This window comes from Aeromonas lacus (genome assembly GCF_000764665.1).
In the GTDB taxonomy this organism is placed as follows: domain Bacteria; phylum Pseudomonadota; class Gammaproteobacteria; order Enterobacterales; family Aeromonadaceae; genus Aeromonas; species Aeromonas lacus.
In genome coordinates, this window is record NZ_JRGM01000130.1 from 109,570 (window position 1) to 121,817 (window position 12,248).

The 12,248-nt window shown below is 58.9% G+C and carries 11 protein-coding genes, 1 tRNA gene and 1 other annotated feature; of the genes, 5 read left to right on the forward strand and 7 right to left on the reverse strand.

Going from position 1 to position 12,248, the window contains the following annotated elements:
* Positions 1-11: 11 nt before the first annotated feature.
* The 6 genes from LG31_RS0109255 to LG31_RS0109280 all read right to left on the reverse strand — a co-directional run bounded on the left by LG31_RS0109255 (position 12) and on the right by LG31_RS0109280 (position 7,317).
* Entirely contained in the window at positions 12-839 is an 828-nt protein-coding gene (locus LG31_RS0109255; RefSeq protein WP_033114186.1) for an SDR family oxidoreductase, read from the reverse strand.
* 122 nt (positions 840-961) lie between these two features.
* The gene (locus LG31_RS0109260; RefSeq protein ID WP_033114187.1) at positions 962-2,401 is read right to left on the reverse strand and encodes an OprD family outer membrane porin; all 1,440 of its coding nucleotides are present in this window, start codon (positions 2,399-2,401) and stop codon (positions 962-964) included.
* Positions 2,402-2,901: 500 nt separating this feature from the next.
* Positions 2,902-4,839 carry a methyl-accepting chemotaxis protein gene (locus tag LG31_RS0109265; protein ID WP_033114188.1) on the reverse strand — a complete coding sequence of 646 codons (1,938 nt, stop codon included), beginning with the start codon at positions 4,837-4,839 and terminating at the stop codon, positions 2,902-2,904.
* A 117-nt stretch (positions 4,840-4,956) separates the two neighbouring features.
* On the reverse strand, positions 4,957-5,841 hold the full coding sequence (locus LG31_RS0109270; RefSeq protein ID WP_033114189.1) for a DMT family transporter: 885 nt from the start codon (positions 5,839-5,841) through the stop codon (positions 4,957-4,959).
* 194 nt (positions 5,842-6,035) lie between these two features.
* Positions 6,036-6,112: transfer RNA gene (locus LG31_RS0109275), tRNA-Arg, on the reverse strand.
* A gap of 50 nt (positions 6,113-6,162) precedes the next feature.
* Complete coding sequence (locus tag LG31_RS0109280) at positions 6,163-7,317, reverse strand: flagella assembly protein FlgT (protein WP_033114190.1); 1,155 nt, start codon at positions 7,315-7,317, stop codon at positions 6,163-6,165.
* A gap of 218 nt (positions 7,318-7,535) precedes the next feature.
* Here LG31_RS0109280 and LG31_RS0109285 point away from each other — a divergent pair, with 218 nt between their 5' ends.
* Complete coding sequence (locus LG31_RS0109285) at positions 7,536-8,156, forward strand: FlgO family outer membrane protein (RefSeq protein ID WP_033114191.1); 621 nt, start codon at positions 7,536-7,538, stop codon at positions 8,154-8,156.
* Positions 8,157-8,166: 10 nt separating this feature from the next.
* Complete coding sequence (locus tag LG31_RS0109290) at positions 8,167-8,592, forward strand: LPP20 family lipoprotein (protein WP_033114192.1); 426 nt, start codon at positions 8,167-8,169, stop codon at positions 8,590-8,592.
* A 319-nt stretch (positions 8,593-8,911) separates the two neighbouring features.
* On the opposite strand, the gene pheA is transcribed toward LG31_RS0109290, so the two are convergent.
* A complete protein-coding gene (gene pheA, locus LG31_RS0109295) occupies positions 8,912-10,084 on the reverse strand; it encodes a prephenate dehydratase (RefSeq protein ID WP_033114193.1) in 1,173 nt (390 codons plus the stop codon).
* Between the two features lie 38 nt (positions 10,085-10,122).
* Positions 10,123-10,244, reverse strand: a sequence feature (Phe leader region).
* A gap of 169 nt (positions 10,245-10,413) precedes the next feature.
* Here pheA and LG31_RS0109300 point away from each other — a divergent pair.
* The 3 genes from LG31_RS0109300 to LG31_RS0109310 all read left to right on the forward strand — a co-directional run bounded on the left by LG31_RS0109300 (position 10,414) and on the right by LG31_RS0109310 (position 12,246).
* Positions 10,414-11,025, forward strand: a complete 612-nt coding sequence (locus LG31_RS0109300; RefSeq protein ID WP_033114238.1) for an HAD family hydrolase — start codon at positions 10,414-10,416, stop codon at positions 11,023-11,025.
* Positions 11,026-11,043: 18 nt separating this feature from the next.
* Positions 11,044-11,322, forward strand: coding sequence for a DUF6482 family protein (locus tag LG31_RS0109305; protein ID WP_033114194.1), 279 nt, complete (start codon positions 11,044-11,046; stop codon positions 11,320-11,322).
* Positions 11,323-11,409: 87 nt separating this feature from the next.
* The gene (locus LG31_RS0109310) at positions 11,410-12,246 is read left to right on the forward strand and encodes an adenine nucleotide alpha hydrolase family protein (protein ID WP_033114195.1); all 837 of its coding nucleotides are present in this window, start codon (positions 11,410-11,412) and stop codon (positions 12,244-12,246) included.
* The last annotated feature ends 2 nt before the right edge of the window (positions 12,247-12,248 follow it).

Genomic DNA, 12,248 nt, shown 5'->3' on the forward strand with positions numbered 1-12,248 from the left:
AGCGCAAGGGATCAGGCTGACTTTGCCAATAGCTTGTCGAGCCAGCGAGTGGGCAGGATCCGTCTTAGCAGGGCAAAAATTCTGGTCGGGGTGGTGACCGGATAGCGCGCTTTGGGGCGAGCGCTGGTCAGTGCATGGATCAGTGGTGGCAGACAGGCTTCGCTTGGCAGGGTAAAGCCGCGGGCGCCGCCCTCGCGCTCCAGCCGGTTGAGGGTCTGCTGGTAGGCAGCCTGATGGCGACTCTTGGTCGGGTCGATATGGCGCAGAAAGGCGGCGCGGGCATTGGCCCGAAAACGGGTATCGATGGGGCCCGGCTCAATCAGGCTGATATGGACGCCGCTGCCGGCCAGCTCGAGGCGCAGGGTATCCGAGTAACCCTCCAGCGCAAACTTGCTGGCGTTGTAGGCGCCGCGATATTTCATGGCGACCAGCCCCAGCACCGAGCTGTTTTGCACGATCCGCCCCTCTCTGGCCTCCAGCATGGCGGGCAGCACCTGACGAATGAGGTGATGCCAGCCAAACAGGTTGGTGTTGAACTGCTCGCGTAGTGCCTCGGTGGGCAGATCTTCCAGCGCCCCCGGTTGGCCATAAGCGCCGTTGTTGAACAGGCCATAGAGGCGACCTCCAGCAAGATGGAGTGCAGCACTGGCTCCGAGTTCGATGGAGGCGGGATCCGCCAGATCCAGCTGTACTGCCAGCAACCCCTGCTGCTGCAAGCGTTCCACATCCTCTGCCTTGCGTGCCGATGCGATCACGGTAAAGCCGTGCTGACCCAGCGCCTGCGCGGCAGCCAGACCAATCCCGCTGGAACATCCGGTGACAAGAACAAATCGGGGCATAGGGAGATCCTTGTGAGAGGGGCGACGGATGGAAAGTGGGAGTCTGTCAGCATGTTAACCTGCTGATCGGGGAAAAGAAAACCGGGCCAAGTGGCCCGGTTTGCTGACATCGTATTGCCTGATTACATGATGGTAAACGGCATGATGATGTGGAATTTGACGTCGTGTTCGGATTGGAACATGTTCGGATAGTACCAGTTTCCTTTCTCATCCTGCATGTTGTTGTAATCGGTGTAGTGCAGTTTGAACAGAGTGCCTTTCAACTTGCCATCCTGCACGGTATACATGACGTCAAAGTTGGCTGCCCACTCTTTGCCATCCACACGGGTGCTATTGCCATTTTCGGCATCCCAGCCATAGGCACCGGATACACCAACAGACCAGCCAGGGGCACCTACCAGATCATCCAGAGAGCGAGTTACACCGGCAAACAGTGCTTTCTCGTTGTTTTCGTTCCAGTCTGAGCGGGAGTCCCACCAAATTTCGTTGGCACCCTGGGAGTTGCCGTAGCCTTTGGTCAGACGGGGCAGGTAGTTCCCCATGTCACCTTCAGCTTTAGTCCACAAGCCTTCCAGGCGGAAACCATAAGGACCCATGGCCCAAGCGGCAGTCAGAGCTTGCTGCCATGCAAGACCGTCATAGTCAGTGTTGTCAGTTTCGGAACCGTAGAACTGATAACTGGTGGTGAGGCCACCCAGCACGTCAAACTTGTGAGCCAGTTTGAAGTGGTAGCTGTCCATGTAGCCTTCAGACTGACCGAAAGAGCCGGTAACGGCAGTGCCATTCTCAAAGGTATAGCGAGCAGCCAGGGCGTGGATGTAGTCGATCTGGTTTTCATCAGAGTACTGGGTAGCAGCACCGGCGTAGTTGCCAGCTTTGGAGAAGCCGTTGGTATCTTTGAACCAGGGGGCCTTGTACTCGTCAGCGATGGCATAGGTCAGGTAGAGGCCGCCGAAGTTGCCTTCAATCTGGCCACCACGATAGGTACCTGGCTGATAGGACCAGTTAACACCCATTACGCCCGGAACATAGAGCTGGGTCAAACCACCCTTGGCAGTCAGTGCTCCGTCCAGGAATTTCAGTTTCAAAGCAGCATTGGAGAGACTGGCACCATTTTCGGAGAGACCATCCCCTTGTGACCAGCTGTTGCCCCAGAAGGAGAACTCGTTCTCTTCGTTGACACCGTTGCTTTCGTCAACAGCAAGGTTGGCAGCAGCGAAGCCACCTACATCAACACCGATCATGTCCCATGCATAGCCGGAGTTGAAGTTCAGTGCTACCTGTGCAGTAGAGTGGCTGAGGTTGGTATGATACTTGCCATCTTGGGCAGGTACATATTTGCCATCGTCATCGTAGTGGGCTTCTTGGCCCTGTTTGCGGTCACGTTCACGCTGGAAGTAGAAAATACCACCAGTCAGCTTGGAATCATTGACGAAGGCTTCGTAGGATTTGCCGTAGGTTGGGCTCATCATGTCCTGAGCTGCCAATGCCATACCGGGTGCTACCAGAGCGGCTACCACAGCGGCACTCAACGCGGCGCGCTTGAAGATCACTTTTTCCATTTTGTATTGCTCCTGATTTTATGGACTTAGCTTTTTTGTTCCGGCAGTCGGCATCTGGCCTACCGCTCGGTATTGGCATTGCAATCAAAACCCCGCAGGGCAAAAAATCGTTCAGTTTGATGTCTGCGACCCCGATGTCTTGGCACATCTGTGGCACTGCAGTTCTGTTCATCACTCTTTGTGTTTTTATGTTCCGATTCTTGGCTATCGGACAATCACAAGAGTACGTTCGCGGTGCGAAATATCAATGAAAAGTTCCCGCCAAGTTTCAAAAGTATGACAGAGTGCAAATATTCATTGCGTCGAGGCGAAGGGCTCTCATTCCACGTCATGCGGCCATGAGAGCCATTTTCAATGGGTTGCAGAATGAGGTGGGGTGCGAGCAGGGCGACGGCCTGTCTGTGGTCAATATTAACCTGCAGGTAACAGATAATTTTGCGCAACAAAAAAACTCTCCCGCTGACAGGCGAGAGAGGGGCGGGGCTGTTAGCGCGCAATATTCAATTTGGCTGACCCAGGATCAGCGGGATCTGGCGGGCCTGATAGTGAATGTGGGAGGAGACCTGCACCGAGAGCTGGTTGACCTGACTGGCATGCTGATGAATGCGGGCGATCAGGTCGGCAAAGCTGGCCAGTTTGTGCTCCTGACTTTTGGCATTGTCGGCGCCTTGCAGGGCGATCACTGCGGTATTGCGGGCTATCTCCCGCACGGCCTGGGTGGTTTCCCGGAGTCGCTCGGCCTGCTCGCGCTGGCTGTTTGCCTCGCTGGTGATGCGGTCGAGCACGGTTCCAAGCTGGTCGCCTGACTGGGTCAGTCGCCCGAGGATCTCGGTGATCTGGTTGAGCGAGCGCTGGGTGTTGGCAGAGAGATGGCGCACCTCATCGGCTACCACGGCAAAACCGCGCCCCTGCTCGCCGGCACGGGCGGCTTCGATGGCAGCATTGAGGGCCAGCAGGTTGGTCTGCTGGGCGATGTGGCCAATCACGTCGACGATGGCGGTCACGTCGCTGACCGAGCGTTTGAGAGCCTGCAGTGCTTCGCCGCTCTCGTCGATGGCAAGTCCGGTCTGGGTGGTCGCATGCAGCATGCTGCCAACCAGTCCTTCACTCTGGCTCATGGCCTGTTCGTTGTGGCTGGCATGGCGGGCTATCTCGGCCGCTACCTGATGCACCTCGCCAGCCAGCTGATTGAGTTCTCCCATCATCTGACCGCTTTCATCGACGACCTGCTCGGTGGTGCGGGTGCTCTGGTGGATCTCCTCTACCTGGCTCACCATCCCCTGCAGGCTGGTTGAAACCGCCGAGAGTTGCCCCGCTTTCTGCTGCTGATCCTGTTGCAGTCGGCCAATCAGGCGGTTGTAGCTGGCGACTATGTCTCCCAGCTCGTTGCGCTCGCCAGCAGCAGGCAAGGGTTCCGCTTGCCCGGTGTTATCCAGCTGCAGAAAGGCGTGACGCAAGCGCAGCAAGGGGGCAAGCAGCCAGCGGCGCTGCACCAGCGCAAAAAGGAGGGCTACCGCCACCAGGATCAGCGCCAGAGTGCCGAGTATGGTGGCCAGTCTCTGGTTGACGGCTTGCCGTTCGCTGGCAATCGTGTCGCCCATCTCGCGGGTGAGCTGCACCATCCGGCTGATATCCTGCTGCACGGCATGGCGGGCAGCCTGCTGTTGCTGCAGCGCCATGCGGCTGTTGGCCAGCTCCTGTGGATAGCGCTTGATGAGTGATTGCACCTCGCTGCGCGGCTGATCACCTATCTCCTTGCGTTCAGGCTCTCCCAGAGTGAATTCGTCCGCCGCTGGCTGTTCATAGATGCCGAGCAGTGGCAGAGCTTGCAGCTGGTTCGCCTGCTTCGCCATCCCTTCCAGTTCGAGAGTGAGCCCTTCAAGCAGTTTGCTGCTTCCCTGCTCCATGTAGCTTTGGCGCTGGTGACCGAGCTGCGACAGGCTGGCCAGAATCTCCGAGGCTGCCAAGCGGTATTGCCGGGCAGCATCGGCCTGTTCCCCGCCTTCACCCTGTTCTCCGTAGCGCAGCATAGCCAGCGCCTGACTGGCGATCTCGTTCTCGGCATTTTGCAACAGCAACTGGCTGTTGCCGGAGAGCTTGCCCGCCGCCTGATAGTCGTGCTCGATGCGCTTGCCCATCTCCTCCAGCTGATGCTGCAGAGGGGCGGCTATCTCTTGTGGCTGATTTGCCAGCGCAACCAGAACCTGTGTGCGGATCTTCTCTGCGGCGGCCAGTTGCTGGGGATCGCCTGCAGCGAGGTAGTCACGCAGGCTGTTTTGCAACGCGACCGTGACCTGTTGTTGCAGCGCCTCATGTTGTCGTTGAGTCTGCTCGGTCTGTGCCAGCTGTTGCCACCCCCGGTAGAGCGCCAGCGCCTCGCCTCCCGCGACCAGCAGTAGAACAAAGGAGGAGAGGGTGACGTAGTGGGCAATTTTCACGATGTTGTTCCTGTCAGCTGTAGACCATCCATGGGGCATGGCCTGAGCCTAACGGGGAGTGATGGCGTTTTTATGACACCATCTTTATCGGAGCGATTTTTGCCAGTGCTGCAGGGGTTAGCGGGCGGTAGAAATAGCTGAAGGCGCTTTTTTGCTCTGCATGCCGATCAGGGCGCCGCCCATGATCAGGGCGCCAGCCAGCAGATGGCGCGAGGTCAGCTCCTCTCCGTTCAATGTCACCAGCAGCAAGGTACTCAGCAGGGGGGTCAGGTAGGCAAGGGCGCCGATCCGGCGCGGATCGCCGTCTCGCAGTGCCAGGTACCAGGTAACGAAGGCCGCCCCCATGGGGCCCAGGGCCAGCCCGATGATGAGGCTCCAGTCGCTGGCGGGGATCTGTGCCAGCGGCAGAGGCCCCTCCAGCAGACGGGCGAGCAGCAGAGCCAGCACGCCGGCGGGCAGACAGGCTGCGGCCGTGACCACGGCAGGCGCCGGTGGCAGACGACGCGACAGTACCGAGTAGGCGCCCCAGATGATGGCTGCACCCAGCGCCAGCAGATAGCCGGGCAGATAGGCTTGCTGCAGTTGCAGCTCGCCATCGACCATCACCAGCATGGAGCCAGCCAGACCGCAGATCCCCGCCAGAATGTGGCGAAGGTGGAGGGGATGATTTGGCAGCAACAGCGGGGTGAAGAGGATGATGCAGAGTGGCCAGAGGTAGTTGATGAGGTTGGCTTCAAGCACCGGGGCGTGGCGAAAGCTCATAAAAAGCAGCAGATGATAAAAGAGCAGGGCTGTGATGGTAATCAGCCAGGTGAGCGGGCTGGCCCGCCACTGGCGCCAGAACGGTAATGCCCCGGCCCCGCAGAAAAACAGCACCAGTCCCACCAGAACGAGCGGTGACACGCTGACAATACGCGACGTCAGTGCCGCCAGCGAAGCCCACAGCACAATGGTCAGCAAGGCAAAACCGGTGGATCTATCCCACCAGGAACAACCGGACATCCAACACTCCTTTGCAAGATGAAGCTGCTGGCTTTGGGCTCGGGGCCCAGCCAAAGAGAGCCAGTCTATCAGAGAGAGTGCAAGCCCAGAATGCGGAAAGCAGAGGGCAATAACGGATGGGGGAGAAAGGATTTTCTGTCGCTAAAAACGACCAAGGGGCTGGCACCATGACGATGCCAACCCCTTGTTTTATATGGCGCTCCCGACTGGAGTCGAACCAGTGGCCTGTCCCTTAGGAGGGGACCGCTCTATCCTACTGAGCTACGGGAGCCTTGTGGCGGGCATTATACAAGAAGCAACTCCCTTTTAAACCCTTGATTCCTATTCCAATACTGCCAAATCCCCGTTCTGGATGTTGAACGGTGAATATTTGTTCTGGCTGCGGATGATGGCGCCGTCGTCGAATACCTGCACCACCTCGAACAGGCCGTCGGCCGGGTTGCGCATCATGCGGGACTTGCCGTAGGGGTCGATGAAGTCGGCATTGTGCTGGATCCGGAACTGGTCGCCGAGTTTGACGCCGTTGCGCCGGCCGAGATTGATGTAGGGGCCGCGTTCGTTCTGGCCGACCACCCGGGCGGTGACCGGGGCGCAGGTGAGCTGGGCCACCAGATCCTGAGCGGCCTGCTGCAGCTGGTAGTTGACCTCCTGACCGTAGCTCGATTGCCAGAACTGGCCGCTGTTGCTGCCAACCTGATCCCGTTTGCCGAAGGTCCAGGTGGCGCGCCCTTCATAGACCTTGCGGTTGATCAGGCTGCCGTTGATGCCGTCGAACAGGTAGAGCTGCATGCGAAAATTGCGGACGGGATCCTGAAACCAGCTGGTCAGCTGGTTGCCCTGTGGCTCGATGGAGAGATCGTCGATGCTGCCGAGCACCAAATATTGGCTGTCGGTGCGCAGGCTGAGGGCCTTGATCTCCTCGAGGGCGCTGCGATCCCCCTGTTGCAGGTGAAGCGGGTCGATACGCAGGTTTTCATCCAGCCACTGGCGCACCGCCACCCCTTGTTGGGCGTTGGCGAGGGTTTCGAACAGCCTGCGCGAGAGATTTTCCGGCATGTCGTCCATGGCGCCGTAGCTGGCCTGATCGGGGTAGCGCAGGCGTAGCCTGACCAGTGTCAAATCCTTGGCGAAGTGTTGGGTCTGGCAGATCTGGCGTTCGGCCTGAATGTCGGCCACCAGGGTGATGTACATGCGGCCATTGCGTACCTCTTCCCGTTTGAGGCGGTACTGGCGAATGTCACCGCCGGAGCGGATCTGGATCTGCTCGGATTGCAGGCTGCCATTTTCCAGCCGCTGGACGCTGGAGACGGCGGCACCACTGGCCAGCAGCGCCTGACGCAGGGCATCGCGAGTCGCCTGTTCACGGGCGTAGACTTCATCCCCCCCCAGAATGGCGGCACTGCCCTGCGCTTCGATAAGCTCGGCGCGGGCGCTCAGGCTGGCCAGCAGCAGGGTCAACAGCAGCGGTAATTTCATAGCAGATACCTTGATTAGGCGACTCGCAGCCTCTTCTCTTGAAGAGGGCATTGCGGGCCGACATGGATCACAACAGTTGTTCGATGGCGTTTTTCTGACCATCCGCCAGAGATTGGCTCAACAGCGAAGCTTTCAGCAAGAATCATGCCTCATTCCCGGCTCAAGGTTTGGCCGACGCGTCCGATAACAGATCAGGTGCAGATACAGGAAAGGTATCCATGAACAAATTCATCACGGCGTTGGCGCTCGCTCTGGTATTGGCTGGCTGCGGCTCCGACCCTATCAATCGGGATCAGGGTGATCCGCGTCAGGCGGCGCAGGGGATGGAGCTCAACTGGCTGGTAGCGCGTATGACCGATCAGCTGATGGAGCGCAAATCGCTTTCCACCCTGACCGATCCCATCGCGGTAGCCTCTTTTGTCGATCTCGATACCCTGCAGGATACCAACTGGATGGGGCAGCAGATTGAGGAGAGCTTTATCTACGAGCTCAACCGCCGCGGTGAGGTGGTGGTGGACTTCAAGCTGACCGGCAGCATCAAGGTGACGCCGCAGGGGGATTTTGTGCTGAGCCGCAACTACAAGGAGCTCTCTCCCCGTCTGCCCATCTCGCGCATTCTGGTCGGCACCTTCAGTCGCAACAGCAAGGGGATCCTGGTCAACGCCCGCATCATTGACATGCGTACCAAGATGGTCGAGACCACGGCCCAGAGCCTGATCCCGCAGAAATATCTGTTCGGTGCCAACAACTCGTTTGGTCGGGCATCGATCAACCGCGGTTATCTGATGCGTGACAGTCAGGCCCGACCGGGTGGTCATCTGGTCAACCTGACCCCATAAGGAGCGAGTCATGAAGATGTTGTTTGGTTGCCTGCTGGCTCTCTTGCTCACCGGTTGCAGCTACAACCGGGTGATGGACTACACCCAGGGTGGCAAGCCCGATGATTTTCCGGTGCTCAAGGCGGTGGGCTATGCGGTGATCGACATTCAGCCCGGCCCCTCCCAGTCGGAGAAGATGCTGCAAGCCATTCGCGCTTCCAAGATGGATGCCTATCGCGAGCTGGCCGAGCAGCTCAATGGTCAGCAGGTGCGCGGCCAGAGCAGCTATCGTGACCTGACCCAGACCTCCAACTCGCTGGATGTGTCGGTGGCTGGCGTGGTGCGTGGTGCCCGGGTGGTCGCTTCCTATCCGCGCGGCAACACCTATGCCACCGAGATGGAGCTCGATACCCGCGCCCTCTACAACATCAACCAGCTGATGGCTGGTCAGTTCTGATGTGAACCGGTCGAAAGCGGTGTGTTCAAGGCGAGCCAGCGGCTCGCCTTTTTGTTATCCGCAAGAGTGAATATCCGGGGCCCGGCAGGGAAAAAATGGCTCTGGGCAGGCAATTTAGCCGTAGCAAGGGCCTTTTTAGCGGGCTGTGTCGTCAATTTTTGCTTGATGATAGTGGGCTGTCATTTAGTTTTTCTGGACAATAAATAGCCCGTGGTGGTGAGTTCTGGCACCTGGCTACAGCCTGTTCAGCGCTTCAGGTGTGGCTGGTGGCAAAAAAACAGAGGCGGGCATCATGCCCGCCTCTTGCCGATTGGCTGGATTATTTGCCCATCAGTACCGGCGGCACTGCGGTCGGTTTGACATCCTCGCTCGGGTAGCAGCCCAGCACCTTGATATAGCGGGTGATCTTGGTCAGCTCCACCAGCGCGGCCTGCATCGCCGGGGTTTGCAGGTTGGCGGAGACGTCGAGGTAGAACATCTCTTCCCACGGGTTGCCCTGCACCGGACGGGATTCGAGCTTGGTCATGTTGATCTCGTGGCTGCGCAGCACCAGCAGCGCCTCGACCAGCGAACCCGGTTTCTGGGAGGTGGACATGATGAGGGTGGTCTTGGCCGGGATTTGCTGCGCCACGTCGATGGGCTTGCGCGCCACCACGATAAAGCGGCTGTAGTTCTCTTTCTGGTTGGCCAGCTGCTCGGCCAGCACGTCCAGACCATACAGTTCACCACCGGCAGCGCTGCCGATGGCCGCGGCCTCCGGGCTGGCCAGTTCCTTCACCTTCATCATGGCGCTGGAGGAAGAGTCGCAGATCTCGTGGCGCGCCCCTTCCAGCTTGCTCAGGTAGTGGGAGCACTGCTGGAACACCTGCGGATGGGCATAGAAGGTTTTGATGCGGCCAAGCTCGGTCGGTACGGCGGTGAGAATGCAGTGTTCGATGGGGTAGGTGAGCTCGCCGACGATGGAGAGGCTGGTGTGCTGCATCACGTCATAGACTTCGTTGATGGAGCCCGAGCTGGTGTTCTCGATGGGCAGCACGCCAAAGGCGGCGCGACCCGACTCCACCGCATCCAGCACTTCGCGGAAGTTCTGGCAGTTCACCTCGATCACCTGATCCTTGTAGCGCGCCAGATATTTGCGGGCGGCCAGGCTGGAGTAGGAACCGCGTGGCCCCAGATAGGCGACGCTGGTCATCGGCTCCTGTTGCTCCGGGTTGAGCAGGCTCTGCAGATAGGCCTGCTGGGAGAGCACCGAGTCCTCGATGATGGTGTGGTAGATGCGGGTGATGTACTGGGCATCCAGCCCCAGCACGCGTCCTTGCTGGATCAGGGCGACCAGCAGCTCCTGCTCGCGCTGGTGGTCACGGATGGGGCGTGGGTTGGCTTGCTTGGCTCGGGCTACCTCGATGCTGAGGGTCTTGCGTTTTGCCAGCAGGGCAAGCAGCTCCTGATCCAACCGGGTGATGTCTTGTCTGATCTCGTCGAGCGTTGCCATGATGGTTCCCTATCCAATTAATCGATTGATATTGATGCAAAAAAAAGCCTCCGCGAGGGGAGGCTTGATTCGTCTTTGCTTTCTGTTCACACGACGACAGGCCTTCCCTCAAGCGGGCCGGATAGACGAGAAAGCAAAGAAGAATGGTGCGTGCATAACTGTGTCCTTGAAGTAACGTCATAACCATTAAGGGATTTGCCGCTGTGATGCAAGTAAAACTTGCCCGCACCGCGAGATGGGGGCAGGGTATCCGGTCAAGTGGCAGGCGTATAAACGGCTTTATATGAAGCTGAATGTTTGCCCGCGATTCAGAGCTGCAGGAGGTTGCGATGGCGATTGTTTTCGATTTGGGACGGGTGGTGGTGAGTTGGGATCCGGTCGGCATAGTGAGCTCGGTGCGTGGCCCAGAAGGGGCTGCTCAGCTGGCGGAGCGGCTGTTCAATCATCAGGACTGGCTGGAGGTGGACAGAGGCACCATGTCACTGCACACCATGGCTCGTCAGGCAGAGAGTAGAACCGGCCTGAGCGCCGCAGAAAACCTGGCGATTTTGCAGGCGGTGCCTCCTTCGCAGCTGCCAGATCCCGCTATGCTAACCTTGATGGCCGAGCTGCACGGAGCGGGCCATTCGCTCTATGCCCTCTCCAACATGGGGCACGCCAGCATCGACTGGCTGGAGCAGCATCAGGATTTCTGGCGTTTTTTCAGCGGCAAGGTGGTCTCGGCGCGGGTGCGGATGATGAAGCCGGAGCCGGATATCTATCGCTACCTGCTGGTGTCGTTCGATCTCAAGCCGGCAGAGTGCATCTTCATCGATGACAACCCCGCCAACGTAGCGGCGGCAGAGGCCCTTGGCATCAGGGGCATGGTCTTCACCGACGCGGCGAGTTGCCGCCAGCAGCTGGTTGAGCTGGGCTGTTTGCCCGCCACCGGCAAGGGGTAATGCCCCTTTGGGAGCGTTATGGAGCATGGCCGGTTTCGCAATTGGCTCAGTCACTATCCTGAGTCGAGCCTGCTGATCGCCTGCAAGGATGGCAGCGGTTATCAACTATGCATCGAAGCGGAAGGGGAGTGCCTCTGCCTGACCGACAGCGAGGGAGGGCGCCTCACCTTCACCTCGCTGGAACAAGCTGAGGGTTTCCTTCGTGCTCACCAGATCCATCAGGCCCGGCTGCGGGTTTATGATGCCCAGAACGAGGATGTCGGGGCCGAATCGCAAGAGATAATTATCAAGTTTTAACCACAAATCCTGACCTTTTTAAGGGTCTATTCAGCTTGCCCGTTGCACAATACCGGAACCTGTTGTTGATCCGCCGGAGCTGTTGTCATGGGTGCCAATGTCGTTCTATTGAATCAGGGATATGATCATGCGTTCCTGGCCCGCGAGCAGCAGATGCTTGAGCGGCTGGCCGGGTTTGAGGAGGTCGTGGTCTCTTTTTCCGGGCGACTGGAATCCTGTTACAGCATCGACATGTGCCGTGCCAGCGGCGTGAAGATCCATGCCATCACCTTTGACAATCCGACCCGCAGCCGCAGCGAAGTGGCGCGAGCCCGCCGTTACTGCCAGCGCTACGGTATCGATCACTGGATTATCAAGACCGACGAAATGATCTTCTGTGATCGCCTGCCCCACATGGAGGGGTTGATCGATCCGGTGCGCCGCTTGCGTGAACATGTGGGGGCACATCCAAAGTGGAACCATCTCCCGCTGCTGGTGCCGGCGGCGCTGGAAGAGCGGGATGAGTATCTGGCTGAATTCGGTTCTCTGCCTGACCACACTATCTGGTTCTTTGCCGACAACCAGATGACCCGGCGGGATTTTCGCTATGGCTTCAACAAGCGCGAACTTGGTCGCTGGGGCAAGGGGGGCAATGGCTGCCTGAGCCATCGCTTCACCAATCCACGGCTGCTTGAGCAGCGTTACCTGCGGATGGTGGATCAAGCCGAGCAGATGCTGGCCGACATGGGGCTGGACGAGGCGCAGGTGTTTTTTCACACCCTCTCCGATTGCGGCATGACCCTGGCCCGGGTGCGTCTGCCTGAACACCAGCGGGCGCAGGCCTTTGATCTCCAGCCGGATATCCTGATGGCGCTCAAAGGAACCGAGTTCGATCTGGTGACCCTCGACATGGTGCAGGAAGAGCGCCACGACCGGGCTATCTAGGC

What these genes read in the sequence shown, in the direction of transcription:
- LG31_RS0109255 (WP_033114186.1), bottom strand. Translation starts at nt 839, where the DNA reads ATGCCCCGATTTGTTCTTGTCACCGGATGTTCCAGCGGGATTGGTCTG.
- LG31_RS0109260 (WP_033114187.1), bottom strand. Translation starts at nt 2,401, where the DNA reads ATGGAAAAAGTGATCTTCAAGCGCGCCGCGTTGAGTGCCGCTGTGGTA.
- LG31_RS0109270 (WP_033114189.1), bottom strand. Translation starts at nt 5,841, where the DNA reads ATGTCCGGTTGTTCCTGGTGGGATAGATCCACCGGTTTTGCCTTGCTG.
- LG31_RS0109280 (WP_033114190.1), bottom strand. Translation starts at nt 7,317, where the DNA reads ATGAAATTACCGCTGCTGTTGACCCTGCTGCTGGCCAGCCTGAGCGCC.
- LG31_RS0109285 (WP_033114191.1), top strand. Translation starts at nt 7,536, where the DNA reads ATGAACAAATTCATCACGGCGTTGGCGCTCGCTCTGGTATTGGCTGGC.
- LG31_RS0109290 (WP_033114192.1), top strand. Translation starts at nt 8,167, where the DNA reads ATGAAGATGTTGTTTGGTTGCCTGCTGGCTCTCTTGCTCACCGGTTGC.
- pheA (WP_033114193.1), bottom strand. Translation starts at nt 10,084, where the DNA reads ATGGCAACGCTCGACGAGATCAGACAAGACATCACCCGGTTGGATCAG.
- LG31_RS0109300 (WP_033114238.1), top strand. Translation starts at nt 10,414, where the DNA reads ATGGCGATTGTTTTCGATTTGGGACGGGTGGTGGTGAGTTGGGATCCG.
- LG31_RS0109305 (WP_033114194.1), top strand. Translation starts at nt 11,044, where the DNA reads ATGGAGCATGGCCGGTTTCGCAATTGGCTCAGTCACTATCCTGAGTCG.
- LG31_RS0109310 (WP_033114195.1), top strand. Translation starts at nt 11,410, where the DNA reads ATGGGTGCCAATGTCGTTCTATTGAATCAGGGATATGATCATGCGTTC.